Source organism: Agrobacterium sp. CCNWLW32, from assembly GCF_037083425.1.
GTDB lineage: Bacteria > Pseudomonadota > Alphaproteobacteria > Rhizobiales > Rhizobiaceae > Agrobacterium > Agrobacterium radiobacter.
This window is the reverse complement of record NZ_JBAOJM010000002.1, coordinates 374,286-392,154: the sequence shown is the minus strand read 5'-3', so window position 1 is coordinate 392,154 and position 17,869 is coordinate 374,286. Positions and strand designations below refer to the sequence as shown.

18 protein-coding genes are annotated in these 17,869 nt (G+C 60.0%); 11 read left to right on the top strand and 7 right to left on the bottom strand.

Going from position 1 to position 17,869, the window contains the following annotated elements:
- The first annotated feature begins 36 nt into the window (after positions 1–36).
- From lnt to trmB, 4 genes are all read left to right on the top strand, one after another.
- Entirely contained in the window at positions 37–1,626 is a 1,590-nt protein-coding gene (gene lnt / locus V6R85_RS05785; RefSeq protein ID WP_111833746.1) for an apolipoprotein N-acyltransferase, read from the top strand.
- 133 nt (positions 1,627–1,759) lie between these two features.
- A complete protein-coding gene (locus V6R85_RS05780) occupies positions 1,760–2,179 on the top strand; it encodes a helix-turn-helix domain-containing protein (protein WP_003503735.1) in 420 nt (139 codons plus the stop codon).
- Between the two features lie 191 nt (positions 2,180–2,370).
- Entirely contained in the window at positions 2,371–3,633 is a 1,263-nt protein-coding gene (gene metK, locus V6R85_RS05775; protein WP_020011044.1) for a methionine adenosyltransferase, read from the top strand.
- A 110-nt stretch (positions 3,634–3,743) separates the two neighbouring features.
- Positions 3,744–4,442: a tRNA (guanosine(46)-N7)-methyltransferase TrmB gene (trmB, locus tag V6R85_RS05770; protein ID WP_111833745.1), complete on the top strand. Its 699-nt coding sequence runs from the start codon at positions 3,744–3,746 to the stop codon at positions 4,440–4,442.
- A gap of 12 nt (positions 4,443–4,454) precedes the next feature.
- Here the strand turns inward: trmB and V6R85_RS05765 are convergent, their stop codons facing one another.
- Positions 4,455–5,354, bottom strand: a complete 900-nt coding sequence (locus tag V6R85_RS05765) for a ribokinase (protein ID WP_003503729.1) — start codon at positions 5,352–5,354, stop codon at positions 4,455–4,457.
- 54 nt (positions 5,355–5,408) lie between these two features.
- Positions 5,409–6,602 (bottom strand): DNA recombination protein RmuC, encoded by a 1,194-nt coding sequence (locus tag V6R85_RS05760; protein ID WP_162692783.1) that lies wholly within the window; start codon positions 6,600–6,602, stop codon positions 5,409–5,411.
- 148 nt (positions 6,603–6,750) lie between these two features.
- Between V6R85_RS05760 and def the strand changes: the two genes are divergently transcribed.
- The 3 genes from def to truA are packed head-to-tail and all read left to right on the top strand — an operon-like array spanning position 6,751 to position 9,044.
- Positions 6,751–7,263, top strand: coding sequence for a peptide deformylase (gene def, locus V6R85_RS05755; RefSeq protein WP_003503724.1), 513 nt, complete (start codon positions 6,751–6,753; stop codon positions 7,261–7,263).
- A 45-nt stretch (positions 7,264–7,308) separates the two neighbouring features.
- Positions 7,309–8,244 (top strand): methionyl-tRNA formyltransferase, encoded by a 936-nt coding sequence (fmt, locus tag V6R85_RS05750; RefSeq protein WP_111833743.1) that lies wholly within the window; start codon positions 7,309–7,311, stop codon positions 8,242–8,244.
- A complete protein-coding gene (gene truA, locus V6R85_RS05745) occupies positions 8,244–9,044 on the top strand; it encodes a tRNA pseudouridine(38-40) synthase TruA (RefSeq protein WP_111833742.1) in 801 nt (266 codons plus the stop codon). Before fmt ends, truA begins: the two co-directional genes overlap by 1 nt.
- Positions 9,045–9,064: 20 nt before the next feature.
- Here truA and V6R85_RS05740 read toward each other — a convergent pair whose 3' ends face one another.
- Genes V6R85_RS05740 through dapD form a run of 3 tightly spaced genes read right to left on the bottom strand, consistent with a single transcriptional unit; the run spans position 9,065 to position 11,711 of the window.
- Complete coding sequence (locus tag V6R85_RS05740) at positions 9,065–9,661, bottom strand: hypothetical protein (RefSeq protein WP_020811936.1); 597 nt, start codon at positions 9,659–9,661, stop codon at positions 9,065–9,067.
- Positions 9,645–10,841 (bottom strand): succinyl-diaminopimelate desuccinylase, encoded by a 1,197-nt coding sequence (gene dapE / locus V6R85_RS05735; RefSeq protein ID WP_060722838.1) that lies wholly within the window; start codon positions 10,839–10,841, stop codon positions 9,645–9,647. Before dapE ends, V6R85_RS05740 begins: the two co-directional genes overlap by 17 nt.
- A 15-nt stretch (positions 10,842–10,856) precedes the next feature.
- Complete coding sequence (dapD, locus tag V6R85_RS05730; protein ID WP_003503714.1) at positions 10,857–11,711, bottom strand: 2,3,4,5-tetrahydropyridine-2,6-dicarboxylate N-succinyltransferase; 855 nt, start codon at positions 11,709–11,711, stop codon at positions 10,857–10,859.
- Positions 11,712–11,849: 138 nt separating this feature from the next.
- Between dapD and V6R85_RS05725 the strand changes: the two genes are divergently transcribed.
- Together V6R85_RS05725 and V6R85_RS05720 are read left to right on the top strand one after the other, a co-directional pair.
- Positions 11,850–12,716: an LOG family protein gene (locus V6R85_RS05725; protein ID WP_373426345.1), complete on the top strand. Its 867-nt coding sequence runs from the start codon at positions 11,850–11,852 to the stop codon at positions 12,714–12,716.
- 166 nt (positions 12,717–12,882) lie between these two features.
- Complete coding sequence (locus V6R85_RS05720; protein WP_035212604.1) at positions 12,883–15,216, top strand: methyl-accepting chemotaxis protein; 2,334 nt, start codon at positions 12,883–12,885, stop codon at positions 15,214–15,216.
- 68 nt (positions 15,217–15,284) lie between these two features.
- Here V6R85_RS05720 and V6R85_RS05715 read toward each other — a convergent pair whose 3' ends face one another.
- A complete protein-coding gene (locus V6R85_RS05715; RefSeq protein WP_020011035.1) occupies positions 15,285–16,229 on the bottom strand; it encodes a nucleoside hydrolase in 945 nt (314 codons plus the stop codon).
- A 206-nt stretch (positions 16,230–16,435) separates the two neighbouring features.
- Between V6R85_RS05715 and V6R85_RS05710 the strand changes: the two genes are divergently transcribed.
- On the top strand, positions 16,436–16,861 hold the full coding sequence (locus V6R85_RS05710; RefSeq protein WP_003503708.1) for an Hsp20 family protein: 426 nt from the start codon (positions 16,436–16,438) through the stop codon (positions 16,859–16,861).
- Between the two features lie 56 nt (positions 16,862–16,917).
- The gene (locus tag V6R85_RS05705) at positions 16,918–17,175 is read left to right on the top strand and encodes a DUF1150 family protein (RefSeq protein WP_003503706.1); all 258 of its coding nucleotides are present in this window, start codon (positions 16,918–16,920) and stop codon (positions 17,173–17,175) included.
- A 41-nt stretch (positions 17,176–17,216) separates the two neighbouring features.
- Here V6R85_RS05705 and V6R85_RS05700 read toward each other — a convergent pair whose 3' ends face one another.
- Positions 17,217–17,804, bottom strand: a complete 588-nt coding sequence (locus V6R85_RS05700; protein ID WP_003503704.1) for an EF-hand domain-containing protein — start codon at positions 17,802–17,804, stop codon at positions 17,217–17,219.
- Positions 17,805–17,869: the final 65 nt, after the last annotated feature.

Genomic DNA, 17,869 nt, shown 5'->3' with positions numbered 1-17,869 from the left:
TGCGGGCTTTTCCACACGCGCATAAACGGAGATGGCATGGAGCGTCTTGCAGGCAGGGTAATGCTGGCCGGCGGCATGAGCCGCGCAGTGATGGCGATTGCTGCAGGTGCGGTCGGGGCGCTTGCCTTGCCTCCATTCGGCTTTTTCGCGGCGCTATTTCTGTCTTTTACCCTGCTCGTCTGGCTCGTGGACGGCTGCACGGGAAAGCCCGGCGGCGGCCTCTTCAGCCGTATTCTGCCGGCTTTCGGCATAGGCTGGTGTTTCGGGCTTGGTTATTTCGTGGCCGGCCTGTGGTGGCTGGGCAATGCGCTTCTGCTGGAGGCTGATGAATTCGCCTGGGCACTGCCACTTGCCATCCTCGGTCTGCCGGCGTTTCTGGCGCTGTTTTACGGTTTTGCGGTTGCCGCCGCCAATCTCCTCTGGTCGGATGGCCTTGGCCGCATCGCGGCGCTTGCCGCGGCCTTCGGCCTTTCGGAATGGCTGCGCAGTTTTCTGGCGACCGGCTTTCCCTGGAACGCCATCGGTTACGGCATCATGCCCATCCCGATCATGATGCAGTCAGCGCATCTGCTCGGTCTTTTCAGTATCACGACGCTGGCGGTTTTCATCTTCGCTGCACCGGCGCTGATCGGTACGAAAAAAGGCATGGGACCGGGGCTGGCGCTGGCGGGCCTGCTGCTGGCCGCCCACTTCGGTTATGGCTTTTATCGCTTGCAGACGCCGGCGGAGATCCCGGCGGACGCCCTGACGGTGAGGATCGTTCAGCCTTCCATCGATCAGTCCCGCAAGATGTTGAACGACGACCGTGCCGAGATTTTCAGCGATCATCTGCGGCTGACGGCCCTGTCGCCGGGCGCAGGGAAAAAACGCCCTGATATCATCGTCTGGCCGGAAACCTCCGTCCCGTTCATCCTGACGCAAAACCCGGATGCTCTGGCGGAAATCGCCAGAACGCTGGAGGATGGACAGGTGCTGTTCACCGGCGCTGTCAGAATGGAAGATCAGGGGGCCGGCCGACCGCCGCGTTATTATAATTCGGTCTATGCGATCGACAGCCAGGGCGAGATCATCGGTGCGACCGACAAGGTGCATCTGACCCCCTTCGGCGAATATGTCCCCTTTGAAGGCATCCTGCGGGAATTCGGTATCGACAATGTCATTGCCCTGCCGGGAGGTTTTTCCGCGGCCTCTTCGCGTACGCCGCTCACGCTGCCTTCGGGCAAGACCTTCTATCCATTGATCTGTTACGAGATCATTTTCCCGGGCGAGATGACGCCCGGGCTGGCCGGCTCGGCCGCCATCCTGAACGTGACGAATGATGGCTGGTTCGGTGATACGCCCGGCCCCTATCAGCATTTTCTGCAGGCGAGAGTACGGGCCGTTGAGACGGGCGTGCCGGTGATTCGCGGCGCCAATACCGGAATTTCTGCCGTCATCGATCCCTATGGCCGCATTATTGCAGGGCTGGACTACGGTCGGGTCGGAATTGTTGACGCCACTTTGAGTGGTGGGTCAAACGACGCATTTACCTACGACACACATCGGACGTATTTCTGGTTGATTTTTTCCATCTTGATAATCGTCGCGGTATTGCCTGCGTGGAGTTTTGCGCGGCGCCAGAATTGACCGCGAACCCCCACAATTGCATAGTGAATACGTCAGTCGTAAAACAAGTTTAGCCGTTGTCGAAATACCGGCTCATTTCTTCGAATAGTACTGAAGCGAGATATCAACCCTTTCCGAGTGTCAGGACCGCATGATGACCGAGAATAAGAAAAAGCCTAACCCCATCGACATTCATGTCGGAAGCCGAATTCGCCTTCGCAGAACCATGCTCGGAATGAGTCAGGAGAAGCTGGGTGAAAGTCTTGGAATTACCTTTCAGCAAATCCAGAAATATGAAAAAGGCACCAACCGCGTCGGCGCCAGCCGCCTGCAGAATATTTCCGGGATCCTCAATGTACCGGTTTCCTTTTTTTTCGAAGATGCGCCCGGCGATCAGGTCGGCGGTACGACCGGCATGGCGGAAGCGTCGAGCTCCAATTACGTGGTCGACTTTCTGTCCTCGGCTGAAGGTTTGCAGCTGAACCGCGCATTCGTGAAGATCGCCGACCCCAAGGTTCGCCGTCGCCTCGTTGATCTCGTCAAGGCGCTCGCCGCCGAGGGCGATGCCGAGTAGAGCCTGGTCCGCACAGCGCAGAAAATTTCCGGCACGGGATGCCGGGCACTCAACGGTCCGCAAGGACCGTTTTTTTGTGCCGGATTGGAAAGGAATTCTCACATAAAGATATATTTATGTGGTTGTGTCCTTGTTTTTCGCGGCTGAAATGACTAACAAACTCCAAGACCGTTCTTTGAGGGGAATCCCGCATGCGTGCCAATTACCTGTTCACCAGCGAGTCCGTGGCCGAGGGTCATCCGGACAAGGTTTGTGATCGTATTTCTGATGAAATCGTGGATCTTATTTATCGTGAAGCGTCCAAGACGGGTGTTGACCCGTGGACCGTGCGCATCGCATGTGAAACGCTTGCGACGACCAACCGCGTTGTTATCGCCGGTGAAGTTCGCGTTCCCGATACACTTCTGAAGAAGGACAAGGACGGCAAGGTCGTCAAAGACGCCGCCGGCCATCCGGTCATCAACCCTTCGAAGTTCAAGTCCGCCGCCCGCAAGGCGATCCGTGACATCGGCTACGAGCAGGATGGTTTCCACTGGAAGACCGCCAAGATCGACGTTCTCCTGCACCCGCAGTCGGCAGATATCGCGCAGGGCGTGGACAATGCTTCCGACAAGCAGGGCGACGAGGGCGCCGGCGACCAGGGCATCATGTTCGGTTACGCCTGCAAGGAAACGCCGGATCTGATGCCGGCGCCGATCTATTATTCTCACCGTATCCTCCAGCTGCTCGCCACCGCCCGCAAGAGCGGCGAAGGTGAAGCGGCGAAACTTGGCCCCGACGCCAAGAGCCAGGTGACGGTTCGTTACGTCGACGGCAAGGCTTCGGAAGCCGTATCCATCGTTCTGTCCACACAGCATCTCGATGCAAGCTGGGATTCGAAGAAGGTTCGCGCCGTTGTCGAGCCCTATATCCGCGAAGCTCTGGGCGACCTGAAGATCGCCGACGATTGCCAGTGGTATATCAACCCGACCGGTAAGTTCGTCATCGGCGGTCCCGATGGTGATGCGGGCCTCACCGGCCGCAAGATCATCGTCGACACCTATGGCGGCGCTGCCCCCCATGGTGGTGGTGCATTCTCCGGCAAGGACACGACCAAGGTTGACCGTTCCGCCGCCTATGCCGCCCGCTATCTTGCCAAGAACGTCGTGGCTGCCGGCCTTGCCGAGCGCTGCACGATCCAGATTTCCTACGCGATCGGCATCGCCCAGCCCCTGTCGATCTATGTCGATCTGCATGGCACCGGCAAGGTCAGCGAAGATCAGGTCGAGAACGCGATCCGTAAGGTCATGGACCTTTCGCCGTCGGGTATCCGCCGTCATCTCGATCTCAACAAGCCGATCTACGCCAAGACGTCCTCATACGGCCATTTCGGCCGCAAGGCCGGCCGTGACGGCTCCTTCTCCTGGGAGAAGCTCGATCTGGTGAAGCCGCTTAAGGAAGCTTTGAGCGCCTAACACTTGTTATTTGACGGCGATTGAGAGATACCGTCACCAACTTTTGTAACCCGCACAATGCCTCATGTGGCGCTGTGCGGGTTAAATCTATTTGTTCTTGAGAGTATGAGATGACGGAAGAACGGCGTTCGCGCGCAAAGGAAGCGTTTTTTGGCAGACGCAAGGGCAAGCCCCTGCGCAATCAGCAAGTCGATACGATCGAGAACCTGCTGCCTTTGCTGAAAATCGATCTGGAAAGCGCTCCGCCGCAAAATCTCGCCGCTCTTTTTCCGGCGGATGTGCGATCGATCCGTCTGGAGATCGGTTTCGGCGGCGGCGAGCATCTCGCGCACCGCGCGGTTGAAAACCCTGAGACGGGTTTCATCGGGGTCGAGCCCTTCGTTAACTCCATGGCCAAACTGCTCGCCACCGTGCGCGAACGCGAGCTGATGAATATCCGGCTCTATGACGATGACGCGACGCAGCTGCTCGACTGGCTGCCAGAGGGGTCGATCGATCACATCGATCTGCTTTATCCCGATCCGTGGCCAAAGAAGAAGCACTGGAAGCGCCGCTTTGTCTCGGACGTCAATCTCGCCCGTTTCCATCGCGTGTTGAAACCCGGCGGCAAATTCTGCTTTGCGTCGGATATCGATACATACGTCAACTGGACGCTGCAGCATTGCGCCCGGCATGGCGGTTTTGAATGGACGGCGACGAGCGCTGACGACTGGCGTACGCCCTATGCCAACTGGCCGGGCACGCGCTACGAAAACAAGGCGAAAAGAGAAGGCCGCAGCTCGGCCTATCTCACCTTCATCTGTCGTTGAGCGATTGAGCCCTCAGAGGGCCGCATCCACTTCCGCTGCCAGCGGAATGGAAGGCTGGGCACCGGCACGCGTGCAGGCGAGCGAGCCTGCAACGGCGGCACGCTTCAGCGCCCTTTCGAAATCCATCCCCTGATCGAGGCTGGCGGCGAGATAACCGCAGAAGGTATCGCCCGCACCAACCGTATCGACCGGCTCGATCTTGAGGCCGGAAGCCCTGTAGACCTTGCCGTTGCGCATGGCGATCACGCCGTCCGCCCCAAGCGTCACGATCAATGTCTGGCCGGTCCTGTCGTGAAGGGTCTTGAGTTCGTTTTCCCGCTCGACGCTGGAGAGGCCATTCTTGCCGATCAGCAGCTCGAACTCGGTTTCATTGGCGATGACGATATCGGCAAGGCCAGCAAGACGCGGACCGTCTGCGGTCAGCGGCGCTGTGTTGATGACGGTGGTGATGCGCTTTGCCTTGGCGGCCGTCAGCGCCGCTTCGATGGCTGCGGCCGGTATCTCGAACTGCAGCATCAGAATATCGCCAGCGGCCATGTCGGATACGGTCTTTGCGGCATCGGAGGCGGAGACCTCGCCATTGGCGGCGGGAATGACCGAAATCATGTTCTCTCCGCCTTCACCGATCAGGATCACCGCCGTTCCCGTCGGGCCGGGCGCAGTCTTGACCAGAGACAGGTCGGTGCCAGCATCACGCAGTAATGTCAGCGCCGGTGCGGCAAAAGTATCATCGCCCGCAGCCCCTGCCATCTTGACTGCGGCGCCTGCACGCCGTGCGGCCAGCGCCTGATTGGCTCCCTTGCCGCCGGCGGCCGTGGAGAATGTCTCTCCCGTTACGGTTTCACCGGGCTTGGGCAGGCGTTTGGCGGTCGCGACGAGGTCCATGTTGATGGAGCCGAAAACAGTAATCATGGGGCGCTGGGTCCATATGAAATTTGAGCAAGGCGGCGACTTTGCCCGAGACGATCACTCGTCGTCAACTACCCGCAATTTGGCCGCACCGGCCCTGTTTTCGGCAAAGCGGCGCGCCTGCTCGATTTCACCATGCGGGGCGTCTTTTTCCGTTGGCGAGAAATCAAGTCCTTCGATCTTCTGGCCGCGTGCCAGCACCTTGTCCGAGGAGATGAGCATCATGTCGACGTCCTTCTGCGCCAGCCCGAAATGGGCCTGCAGCTTGCGCGTCCGGTCGTCCAGCCGCCGCACATCGTCCATCAGAAGGGCAACTTCACCCTGGATGAGATGCGCCTGCTCCCGCATGCGCTGATCCTTCAGCACGGACTGGATGACCTGCACCGACAGCATCAGAAGCGATGGCGAAACGATGACGACACGGGCGCGGTGAGCGCGCTGCACCAGATATTCGAAATGCTGGTGGATATCGGCGAAGATCGATTCGGACGGCACGAAGATGAAGGCGGTATCCTGTGTTTCGCCACGGATGAGGTATTTCTCGGCCACATCGCGAATATGCACTTCCATATCACGTCGGAACTGCTGAACGGCGGCACGTTTGGTTTCCGGTGTCTCATCCGCCTTGATGGCGTTCCATGCCTCCAGCGGAAACTTCGCGTCGATGACGAGCGGCGGCGCATTGTTCGGCATCTTGATGGTGCAGTCCGGCCGGTAACCGTTCGAAAGCGTCGGCTGAAGCTGGAAAGCGCCGGCGGGAAGGGCATCGGCGATCAGAATTTCCATGCGTGCCTGTCCAAAGGCGCCGCGCGTCTGCTTGTTGGAAAGGATGGCCTGCAGTCCGACCACGTCCTTGGCCAGATCCTGAATATTGCCCTGCGCGGCGTCGATCACCGCGAGGCGCTCCTGCAGTCGGCTCAGATTTTCATGGGTTGAACGGGTCTGTTCCGTCAGTGTTTCGCCAATGCGCTGTGACATGCCGTCGAGGCGCTGGTTGAGCGTCTGGCTCATCTCGGTCTGGCGGGTGCCGAGCGTTTCCGCCATGGCGGCGATCCGGCCGTGCAGTTCGGACTGCGTTTTCAGAAGGTCCGAGATTTCACCGTCGGCTCCCGCTTTTTTCACGCGGTTTGTCGTGACCAGCCAGGTTATGACCAGACCGAAAACCAGAGCCGCGAGCAGCGCGCCGAAGCTGATATCAACGGAGCCGGCCCGCAGCGCGGGATCAAGGAGAACGGAGAAATCTATACTCATGATTAAATCTAGCAGATTTCCAGTGATTCGGAAGATCAAAACAAGAACATTCCTGTGGCGGAAATGAGTCGGGCGGGGTGGATGCCCGAGGCGATTTGAACCTCGTGTTTTTTATTTCCTCCGCGCAAGAGATACGTTATGGGAAGCCATGACCATCAAACCGCTTATCATTTTGCCCGATCCCGTGCTGCGCCAGCAATCGAAGCCCATCGAAAAGGTGGATGCAGAGGTTCTGCGTCTTGCCGACGACATGCTCGAAACCATGTACGATGCGCCGGGTATCGGTCTTGCCGCTATCCAGATCGGCGTGGCGCGCCGCATGCTGGTGATCGACGTTGCGCGTGAAGGCGAGGAAAAGACCCCGATCGTCTTCATCAACCCGGAAATCCTCAAGGTGTCGGACGATGTCTCGACCTATGAGGAAGGCTGCCTCTCCATTCCCGACTACTACGCCGAGGTCGAGCGTCCCGCCTCGCTCACGGTGCAATATGTCGGCCGTGACGGCAAGCAGCAGACGGTCGAGGCGGATGGTCTGCTCGCTACCTGCCTGCAGCACGAGATCGATCACCTCAATGGTGTTCTGTTCATCGACCATATTTCGCGGCTGAAGCGCGACATGGTCATCAAGAAATTCACGAAAGCGGCCCGCGCAAAGATCTGATCCGTCCTCTCTGGACCGGAATGGACGACAGGGCAGGGGGCGATAATGGCTCTTCGCATCATATTTATGGGCACACCGGATTTTTCCGTTCCCACATTGCGTGCATTGGTGGAGGCGGGCCACGAGGTTGTCGCTGTCTACACCCAGCCGCCGCGTCCCGGTGGCCGCCGAGGTCTCGATCTGCAGAGGTCACCGGTGCATCAGGCTGCCGGACTGCTGGGGCTCCCGGTGTTTACGCCCGTGAATTTCAAGGCTGAGGAAGATCGTCAGCAGTTCCGGGAATTCAATGCTGATGTGGCGGTTGTCGTGGCTTACGGGCTGCTGCTGCCCGAAGCGATCCTCTCCGGTACGCGTCTCGGCTGTTACAATGGTCATGCCTCGCTACTGCCGCGCTGGCGCGGTGCTGCTCCCATCCAGCGGGCGATCATGGCCGGCGACCCCGAAACCGGCATGATGGTCATGAAAATGGAAAAGGGGCTCGATACCGGTCCCGTCGCGCTGACCGCGAAAGTCGCGATCGGCGATAACATGACGGCCGGGGAGCTGCATGACAGTCTGATGCTAACAGGCGCGCGGTTGATGCGGCAGGCGATGGAAAAGCTGGAAGCAGATGACCTGCCGCTCGTCACACAGGCGGAAGAGGGTGTTCTCTATGCCGCGAAGATCGACAAGGGCGAGACTCGCGTCGATTTTTCTCGGCCCTCGCAGGATGTGCATAATCACATTCGCGGCCTTTCGCCGTTTCCCGGCGCATGGCTGGAAATGGACATCGGCGGCAAGACGGAGCGCGTGAAGGTTCTCGCCTCCGAACTGGCAAGCGGCATGGGAGAAGCGGGCGCAGCGCTCGACGATGCTCTGACCATTGCCTGCGGCAGCGGGGCCGTGCGGCTCACCCGCCTGCAGAAGGCCGGCGGCAAACCGATGTCGGCGGCTGATTTCGTGCGCGGCACCCCCGTTCCGGCCACAACGAGGCTCGGCTGATGCCGCGTTTCCGCATGACCGTCGAATATGACGGCACGCCCTATTATGGCTGGCAGAGACAGGATAACGGCCCCTCGGTTCAGGGTGCGCTGGAGGCTGCGGTTCGCTCGCTGACGGGAGAGAGCGTCTCCATTCGCGGCGCCGGCCGCACCGATTCCGGTGTGCATGCCGTTGGGCAGGTTGTCCATGTCGATCTTTTGCGCGACTGGGAGCCCTACAAGCTTCGCAACGCGCTCAATGCGCATCTCGCCATGGCGGGCGAAGCCGTGGCCGTTCTCGACGCCGCTTCCGTGACCGAGGATTTCGACGCCCGTTTTTCCGCCCTTCGTCGGCACTATCTCTACCGCATCATTTGCCGCAAGGCCCGGCTGGCGCTGGAGCACAAGCGGGCATGGTGGGTGTCGAAGGACCTCGACCATGAGCGCATGCATGAAGCCGCCCAGATGCTTGTCGGCCGGCATGATTTCACCACCTTCCGCTCGGTCCATTGCCAGGCGAACAGCCCCGTGCGCACGCTCGACCGGCTGGATGTAACGCGCAATGGCGATCTCATCGAGATACGCGCGACGGCGCAGAGCTTCCTTCATAACCAGATCCGCTCTTTCGCCGGCACGCTGAAACTGGCGGGCGAGGGCACGATGACGCCGGAGGACGTGCGTGCCGCACTGGAGGCACGGGACCGCAAGGCATGCGGCCCTGTCGCACCGCCGGACGGTCTTTATTTCATGCAGGTCGATTATCCCGACGTCATTCCGCCGCGCCGGCCCCCCGAAGTCGACGTGACCGAGGATGCGGACTGACGTTTAAGCTGTGCCAGTTCTCAGGCGGGATAGACACCGAGAAAACGCTGCAGCGCTTCCGATAGAAGCATGCCCGGCACCAGCAGCGTCATGACGATGGCCGAGACGAGCAGCGACTGATCGCGGATGAAAAACCGCACGATCCGCGAGAAGGCGAAGACCAGCGATAGAAGCAGTGCCAGCCAGAGAACGGCGATCAGTCCTTGCAGCGGCGGCAGGAAGAACGCGATCAGGATCAGAACCGCATAGGCATAGGAAAATGGCAGCGACAGCCAGTTCATGGTGGTGACGAGCGGCGCGAATTTTTCCCGAGCGCCGAAGGCGTATAGTAGCATGCCGATCAAAAGCAGCGGCACGATCCAGCAGATGGCCTCAACCATCGCCAGACGGAAGAAGAAGATGAACCCCGTTCCGGTGCCGGGCGGATAGCTGGCGAGGAAGGCAGCGCGCAGCCACAGCCAGGAAACCAGCATGGCGGGCAGGCACCAGAGGGCGGAATAGAAGGATCGCCACATGCCGCGCTCGGAGAGATCAAGATAACGCGCACCATTGTGGTCACCCAGCAGCAGAAGCCACAGGCCGGTCAGATAGAGCCTTACTTCACTTGCCGTCGGCATGGGCGAACCAGCGTTCGATAAAGGTCTCGTAAATGCGCGTCAGCGTCTCGAGATCGGCAACGGCCACGCGTTCATCGACCATATGCATGGTCTGCCCGACGAGGCCGAATTCCACGACAGGGCAATAATCCTTGATGAAGCGTGCATCGGATGTGCCGCCGGTGGTCGAAAGCTTCGGTTCCCTGCCGGTAACGGCTTCAACCGCGCCTGAGAGCGACGAGATAAGCGCATTGTTCCGCGTCAGGAAGACATGCGACGGGCGGTCGGCCCAGACGATCTCATATTTCACCGGTGCGCGGTCGGGGCGAAGCTCACCTTCGGCCGCAGCGGCGTCGAGGCGGCGGATGATCTCCGTGCGCAGGCTTTCTGCTGTCCAGGTGTCGTTGAAACGGATGTTGAAGGCCGCTGTCGCCCGCGCCGGGATCACATTGGTGGCGGCGTTGCCGGTGTCGACGGTCGTCACTTCCAGATTGGAAGGCTGGAAATCATCCGTGCCGTGATCGAAGGGCGGATGCATCAGCGCATGGGTCAGCTGCAGCAGACCGCGAATGGGGTTGTCGGCGAGATGCGGATAAGCAGCATGGCCCTGAACGCCATGGACGGTGATGCGGCCGGAAAGCGAACCCCGGCGACCGATCTTGATCATGTCGCCAAGCTGGTCGGGATTGGTCGGCTCGCCCACCACGCAGGCGTCCCACGTCTCGCCCTTGGCGGCGGCCCATTCCAGCAGTTTGGAGGTGCCGTTGATCGACGGACCTTCCTCGTCGCCGGTGATCAGGAAGGAAACGGAACCCTGCGGCTTGCCATGTTTTTCGATATGGCGGGCGATGGCGGCGACGAAACAGGCGATGCCGCCTTTCATGTCCACTGCACCGCGACCGAACATTTCGCCACCGGCAATCTCTGCGGCAAAAGGCGGATGGCTCCACGCTGCCTCGTCGCCCACGGGAACGACATCCGTATGGCCCGCAAACATCAGATGCGGACCCTCGGTGCCGAGCCGGGCATAGAGGTTTTCCACGTCAGGCGTTCCCGCCTCGCTCGCCACTATCTTGTCTACCTTGAAGCCGAGCGGCGAAAGCAGGGTGTCGAGCAAAGAAAGCGCGCCGCCTTCGGCAGGCGTCACCGAAGGGCAACGGATGAGGGCGGCGAGATTGGCAACGGGATCGGTCGTGGTCATGGCAGTCGCTTTATATCAGTCGCGCAGAAGCTCGTTGATGCCGGTCTTGGAGCGGGTCTTTTCATCGACGCGCTTGACGATCACGGCGCAATAGAGGCTCGGGCCCGGCTCGCCGTTCGGGAAAGGTTTGCCCGGCATGGTGCCGGCAACGACGACGGAATAGGGCGGCACTTCGCCATAGGTGATCTCGCCGGTGGCGCGATCGACGATCTTGGTGGACTTACCGATGAAGACGCCCATGCCGAGAACCGCGCCTTCGCGCACGATGCAGCCTTCCACGACTTCCGAACGGGCGCCGATAAAGCAATTGTCCTCGATGATCGTCGGGCCCGCCTGCAGCGGTTCCAGAACGCCGCCAATGCCAACGCCGCCGGAGAGGTGCACATTCTTGCCGATCTGTGCGCAGGAGCCGACAGTCGCCCAGGTGTCGACCATCGTGCCTTCATCGACATAGGCGCCGAGATTGACGAAGGAGGGCATCAGCACCACGTTCTTGGCCACATAGGCGGAGCGGCGGACGACGGCGTTCGGCACGGCGCGGAAACCGGCGGCGCGGAACTGGTTTTCACCCCAGTTTTCGAACTTCGACGGCACCTTGTCCCACCAGGTGGATTCGCCCGGTCCGCCGGTCACGATCTCCATGTCGTTCAGACGGAAGGAGAGGAGCACGGCCTTTTTCAGCCACTGGTTCACCTTCCAGTTTCCATCCGCCTGCTTCTCAGCAACGCGTGCCTTGCCGCTATCGAGAAGTTGAAGAGATGTGTCCACGGCGTCGCGAACCTCGCCCTTCGTCGATACGTTCACGCTATCGCGGTTGTCGAACGCCGTTTCGATGATGGTTTCGAGGGAGGTGAGATCCGTAAGGCTCATGGAAAATTCCTTAAAGTCGCGTGGTGTTCATGGTCACGGATGGTACCGCGCCGCTGGAAGGCTTTGGTCATTTGATCTAAGGGAGTGTTGGAAAGGCGTCAATGTGATTTGGGTGATTTGGCGCGTCAGACGAAAGGCATGGAAATGACACGACTGAAAAACGGCAAGTTGCGGCGCAAGGACGGGGTATGGGACCCGTTGAAGCGCAGTGCTGTGGACAAGCAGCAGGCCGAGGTCGTTCAAAAAACACCGCAGTCGGACTCCCCGTCCTATCGCCTCGCCTATGTGGACATGGATTTTCTCTGCCGCGAGGAATTGCGCCCCGTCAGGTTGCAGCTTGAGCTTCTGAAGACGGAAATGGCGCTCACCGAGCGCGGCATAAAATCCACCGTCGTCATGTTCGGCGGCGCGCGCATTCCCGAACCCGGCGGCGAAGCCTGGGCGGCGCGCAACGAGACGCAAAAGCGCAATCTGGAACAATCCTCCGTCTATTACGATGAGGCGCGCAAGTTTGCCCGTCTTTGCACCGCCTATGCCGCAAAATCGGATCACCTCGAATATGTCGTGGTCACCGGCGGCGGTCCGGGCGTCATGGAAGCGGGCAATCGTGGTGCGGCCGATGCGGGTGGCCCGTCCATCGGCCTCAATATCGTCCTGCCGCACGAGCAGGCGCCGAACCCCTATGTGACACCGGAGCTGAGCTTCAACTTCCACTATTTCGCCATTCGCAAGATGCATTTTCTGATGCGGGCGAAGGCCGTGGTGATCTTCCCCGGCGGCTTCGGCACGCTGGACGAATTGTTTGAAGCGTTGACCCTGATCCAGACGAAGCGCATGGAGCCAATTCCTCTCATCCTGTTCGGTGAGAAATTCTGGCGATCGGTGATCAATTTCGAGTTCCTGGCGGACTTCGGCACTATTGCACCTGAAGATATGAATCTTCTGCATTTTGCTGAAACGGCTGACGATGCATGGAGAATCATCTCGGCCCACTACGAACACTGATTATGCTTGGCGCGACGAAGTAATTTTAGGGCTTAATTAGCAATCTTCTTCTAATTTTGCCCCGTCGCGCTGCAGCGCACTGTCCCAAGGGGACGGGCCTCCATGACGGAGATTTATCATCCGTTGAAGTCAGCCTTTTCAGGCGGGCGATTTGATCGAGGCCAAAATGTTCAATTTCCAAGTGAAGTCGCTTGCGACCAAGCTGATCCTCGTAACCGGCTGCGCTATCACCACGGTTCTCGTTGCATCGAATTCCTTCCTCATTTCCCAGACGAGTGAGCGCGTGCACGCGCTGACCATGGATCAGGCCAATACCGAAGCGCGCGCCATCGCCAACGTCATCGCCGCTGATGTGGGTGAACTCGGCAGCGCCGCACGCTCCATGGCCGGTGTCATCGGCCGTGCGCATCAGGCGAAATCAATGGATCGCCCCGGCATCGTCAACATCCTGAAGGCCAATGTCGAGCAGAACGCCTTTGCCTTTGGCAGCTGGTTCTGTGAGCAGCTCGGCCTTTTTGACGGCCAGACGACGGAGATCGCCAACAGGCTCGATCTCGGCACCAATGCCACCGGCGCCTTCGCTCCTTACTGGTCGAAAACCCAGAAGGGCGAAATCCAGTTCTCGACGTTCAAGAATGATTATGCGGCGGAATGGTATGCGCTTGCCGCCAAATCCGGTAAAGGCGCGATCACGCAGCCCTATCTCGCCGAAGGCACGGAAGTGCCGACGACGATGACGTCGCTTGCCTATCCCGTCATGTCTGACGGCAAGATGATCGGTGTGGCTGGTGTCGATATCTCGCTGGCCTCGCTGTCGCAGAAGCTGCAGGCCCTGCATCCTTTCGAGACCGGCCGCGTGACGCTCGTTTCGCAGGGCGGCCAGTGGCTGGTGCCGCCGACGCCCGAACAGAACATGAAGGCCTATGACGGAGACGGAGCAAGCACCGTTCAGGCGGCAATCACGTCAGGCAAGCAGGGCCTCATCGAAAATCTCGGTCTTGATACGGACGCGCCCTATAACCGTCTCGTCTATCCCTTCGCCGTTCCCGGCCTCAACGCGACCTGGGTGGTGCTGGTGGATATTCCGCATCAGGCCCTGAACGCGCCGGTTCAGGAGCAGACCTACATGATGATCATCGGCGCGATCGTCATTCTCGCCGCCGTCATCACCGCGCTTTATTTCGCCGTGCGTTATTTCGTCCGTAATCCGCTTGCTTCGCTGGTTTCCGATGTCAGGACGCTGAGCGACGGGCGCTACGATGTGCCGGTTTCCGGACAGGAGCGCCGGGACGAGACGGGCGCCGTCGCTACCGCGCTTGAAGGTTTCCGCGCGAAGCTTGCTGGCATTCGCGAGATGGAGGCTGAAGCCGACGCCCAGCGCGGTCACGCGGAGACGGAGCGCCAGCGATCCGAATTCGAGCGCAATGAGAACAGCCGCATGCAACAGCACATTGTCGGCGTGCTGGGTGCTGGCCTCAATGCGCTCTCGCAGGGCAATCTCACCTACCGCATCGAGGACGAATTCCCGGGCGAATATGCGAAGCTGCGCGAGGATTTCAACTCGGCGCTTGCGAGCCTCGAGGAAACGGTTTCCACCGTCAATGCAACCGTCGTCAGCATCGGCAACGGTACGGGTGAGATCACCCGCGCCGCCAGCGATCTTTCGCACCGCACGGAACAGCAGGCCGCAAGCCTCGAAGAAACCGCTGCCGCCCTCAATCAGCTGACCGCACAGGTCAATTCCAGCGCGGAAAATGCTGCACAGGCGGCCGGCGCCGTCAGCCATGCCTGCGATGACGCCGGCAAGTCAGGCGAGGTTGTGCAGCAGGCCGTGAATTCCATGGAAGGCATCGCGCAATCCTCGGCCGAAATTTCCCGTATCATCGGTGTTATCGACGAGATTGCCTTCCAGACCAACCTTCTGGCGCTGAACGCGGGCGTCGAAGCCGCCCGCGCGGGTGATGCCGGCAAGGGCTTTGCCGTCGTCGCACAGGAAGTGCGCGAACTGGCACAACGGTCCGCCACCGCCGCCAAGGAGATCAAGGGTCTCATCAACACTTCGGCCACCCAGGTTGGCGAGGGCGTCCAGCTGGTCGGCAAGGCCGGTGAGACGATGAAAAAGATCGCCGATCAGGTTCTGCAGATCAACCAGCTGATACGGCAGATCTCCGCCTCCGCCAGCGAACAGGCAGTGGGTCTGAAGGAGATCAATTCCGCCGTTACCCAGATGGATCAGGTTACCCAGCAGAATGCGGCGATGGTGGAAGAAACTACCGCGGCGAGTGTAACGCTGAACAGCGAGGCCGAAACGCTGAAATCGCTCGTTGCCGGTTTCTCCGTTTCCGGCGGCCATTCCAGCCAGCAATTGCGCGCCACTGCCGCGGCGATGCGTGCACCCGCCGCTCCGGCGCAGGCATCGGGCCGTCCGGCCGCGCAACGCGCCCGTCCGAGAACCAGCGGCGCAAACGCACTGGCGCAGGATGACTGGACGGAGTTCTGACGCGCCATTTCCGCCTCAAATGAAAAGGGCCGCTGGTATCGCCAGCGGCCTTTTTTTGTCCGCTTCCGTCAGAGACGGGCGAAACGTTCCGTCAGCAACTCGAAGAAGCCGTCGGCATCCACATTGCGCATCACGCGGGCATTGGCGGGCCGTTCGGTAACATTCCACCAGTCCACCACGGTCATGCCCATGGTCAGTTCTGAATGGACCTCGATTTCGACGTTGCACTCGCGACCCTGAAACAGTTCGGGTTTGACGAGATAGGCAATGACGGTCGGATCGTGCAGCGGGCCGCCATCCGAACCGTATTTCTCGATGTCGAAGCGTTCGAAGAATTCCAGCATTTCCGCCATGGCGATGGCCGGCCGTGTGCCGATCTCGCGAATGCGGCTGACCCGGGCCTTGGTCGTCAGCAACTGATGGGTGACGTCGAGCGGCATCATGACAACAGGCATGCCGGATCGGAAGACGATGTCGGCGGCCTGCGGGTCGACATAGATGTTGAATTCCGCCGCCGGTGTGATGTTGCCGCCCTCGAAGAAGCCGCCGCCCATCATCACCAGTTCCTTGACGCGGTCGGCGATCTCAGGCGCCTTCAGGAGCGCCAGCGCCACATTGGTCAGCGCGCCGAGCGTGCAGAGCGTTACGGTGCCGGCGGGTTCCCGCATCAGTGTTTCGATGATGAAATCGACCGCGTGCTGCTTTTGCGCCTCCATGGACGGTTCGTCGAGAACCGGGCCATCGAGGCCGGTGCTGCCGTGAACATGTTCGGCGGTGATGGGCTTGCGCACCAGCGGCTTCTCGGCGCCCTCATAGACTGGAATATCGGTGCGCCCGCACAATTCGCAGATGATGCGGATGTTGCGGCTCGTCAGCTTCAGCGGAACGTTGCCGGCGACGGCGCACAATCCGAGAATGTCGATTTCCTCCGGGCTTGCGAAAGCGAGCATGATTGCCGCTGCGTCGTCCTGGCCGGGATCGGTGTCGATGATGATTTTTCTGCGTTCTGCCATGTCTTGCCCGCCGTTGAGATGAGCGCTTTTTTCGAGCGGCGGGTGCTCACTTGTCAAGTCTCATTCCTGCGGCTTGCCTTTGCCCCGCGTTTCGTCTTGCGCATCGTGGTTCGGCTTCCCATATTGCTGGGGCCGGTGCGATTGACCGGCAAGGTTGCCGGAAGCGGGACCGCGAAACGTCGCTTGGTTGCAAGGACAGAAGAGACATGAGCCGCATGACGCCATTCACCCACCCGCTTCTGCTGGGTTTTGATGCCATGGAAAAAACGCTGGAGCGCATGGCGAAGGCCAATGACGGCTATCCTCCCTACAACATAGAGCGCCTGCCCGGCAGCGAAGATATGCCCGAACGCCTGCGCATCACCATCGCAGTCGCAGGTTTTTCGCAGGACGATCTGGATGTGACGACGGCCGATAACCAGCTCGTCATTCGGGGACGACAGCAGGAACAGGAGAAGCGCGATTTTCTCTATCGCGGCATCGCAGCGCGCCAGTTCCAGCGGGTATTCGTGCTTGCCGATGGCATGCAGGTCAGGGAAGCGCGCCTGCGCAACGGCCTTCTTTCCATCGATCTGGTCCGGCCGGAAATTTCAAACGTGGTGAAGAAAATTAATATTTCCGTCTCAGAGTAGAACGTGAACGCCAGAATCCGACACGAATCGCTCGGCGTGAAGAAGGAGGCTGAAATATGCTTTTGAAAGAAGCGCATGCGCGTCTCACCCAATCCCAGCTCGCCCATATCGGCGAAGGAGAAGTGGGATATATCCGCAAGATCCGGGCGGAAGACGTCAGCCGCTGTTTCCCGGAAGCGCCTGATCTCGATCCGCAATTGGATCTTTGGGCACTGTTCGGTGCGGATGGTACGCCGATCCTCCTCACGGACAACCGTTCAAGCACGTTTTTCAAGGCTGCCGAAGACGATCTCAAGACCGTCAGCCTGCATTGAATAAAAAAGCCCGCTTTTGAGCGGGCTTTATGCTTAGTGGATCAAAGGAACGGGCGGTCCGGCATGTCGTCGATGGAGATGACGCCGTCCTTGTTCCTGTCCAGCCGTTCGAACATCTTTTCGCCGGCGGCGGTGAATTCGGCCTTGCTGACCTGACCGTTCTCGTCGGTATCGGCCATGCGGAACAGTGCGTAGGCTCCACCCTTGCCGCCATGTTTGCCCCAGCCCTGACGGCCGCCATGTTCGCGCTCGGCGCGCTTGCCCTCGGGACCCTTGCCTTCATCCGCCTTGGCTTCCTCCCGCTCCGGACGCGGATGGGCGGCGCGGAAGGCTTCCATCTTCGCCTGGCGGTATTCGCGGATTTCCTTCGGCGTAATCGAGCCGTCCTTGTCCTTGTCGATCTCTGTGAAGAGCGCGTCCTGACGGGCGGCGAATTCCTCCTTCGAAATCTTGCCGTCCTTGTTGGCGTCGGCCACCTTCAGCAGGTGAACGAAAGCCGCTTCCGGACGGATCGGCATGCGATCCTTGTGGCCCTTGCCGGGCGCGGCGAAACTGGCCGTTGCGGCCGTGCTGAGCACAAGGGCTGCGCCAAGAGCAGAGAGGGCGATTTTGCGTGTGGTCATCGTCATTACCTTTCTTTGGTGTCCCTGAAGAAAAGATAGTGACGTCCAGCAAGCCTCACCACTTAAACATC

Bases quoted from the DNA above. Each gene is read 5' to 3' on its own strand.
- V6R85_RS05760 (WP_162692783.1), bottom strand. From the start codon at position 6,602: ATGAGTATAGATTTCTCCGTTCTCCTTGATCCCGCGCTGCGGGCCGGC.
- V6R85_RS05780 (WP_003503735.1), top strand. From the start codon at position 1,760: ATGACCGAGAATAAGAAAAAGCCTAACCCCATCGACATTCATGTCGGA.
- V6R85_RS05710 (WP_003503708.1), top strand. From the start codon at position 16,436: ATGAGCCGCATGACGCCATTCACCCACCCGCTTCTGCTGGGTTTTGAT.
- dapE (WP_060722838.1), bottom strand. From the start codon at position 10,841: ATGACCACGACCGATCCCGTTGCCAATCTCGCCGCCCTCATCCGTTGC.
- fmt (WP_111833743.1), top strand. From the start codon at position 7,309: ATGGCTCTTCGCATCATATTTATGGGCACACCGGATTTTTCCGTTCCC.
- V6R85_RS05700 (WP_003503704.1), bottom strand. From the start codon at position 17,804: ATGACGATGACCACACGCAAAATCGCCCTCTCTGCTCTTGGCGCAGCC.
- def (WP_003503724.1), top strand. From the start codon at position 6,751: ATGACCATCAAACCGCTTATCATTTTGCCCGATCCCGTGCTGCGCCAG.
- dapD (WP_003503714.1), bottom strand. From the start codon at position 11,711: ATGAGCCTTACGGATCTCACCTCCCTCGAAACCATCATCGAAACGGCG.
- truA (WP_111833742.1), top strand. From the start codon at position 8,244: ATGCCGCGTTTCCGCATGACCGTCGAATATGACGGCACGCCCTATTAT.
- V6R85_RS05765 (WP_003503729.1), bottom strand. From the start codon at position 5,354: ATGATTACTGTTTTCGGCTCCATCAACATGGACCTCGTCGCGACCGCC.
- V6R85_RS05740 (WP_020811936.1), bottom strand. From the start codon at position 9,661: ATGCCGACGGCAAGTGAAGTAAGGCTCTATCTGACCGGCCTGTGGCTT.
- metK (WP_020011044.1), top strand. From the start codon at position 2,371: ATGCGTGCCAATTACCTGTTCACCAGCGAGTCCGTGGCCGAGGGTCAT.
- lnt (WP_111833746.1), top strand. From the start codon at position 37: ATGGAGCGTCTTGCAGGCAGGGTAATGCTGGCCGGCGGCATGAGCCGC.
- V6R85_RS05705 (WP_003503706.1), top strand. From the start codon at position 16,918: ATGCTTTTGAAAGAAGCGCATGCGCGTCTCACCCAATCCCAGCTCGCC.
- trmB (WP_111833745.1), top strand. From the start codon at position 3,744: ATGACGGAAGAACGGCGTTCGCGCGCAAAGGAAGCGTTTTTTGGCAGA.
- V6R85_RS05720 (WP_035212604.1), top strand. From the start codon at position 12,883: ATGTTCAATTTCCAAGTGAAGTCGCTTGCGACCAAGCTGATCCTCGTA.
- V6R85_RS05725 (WP_373426345.1), top strand. From the start codon at position 11,850: ATGGAAATGACACGACTGAAAAACGGCAAGTTGCGGCGCAAGGACGGG.
- V6R85_RS05715 (WP_020011035.1), bottom strand. From the start codon at position 16,229: ATGGCAGAACGCAGAAAAATCATCATCGACACCGATCCCGGCCAGGAC.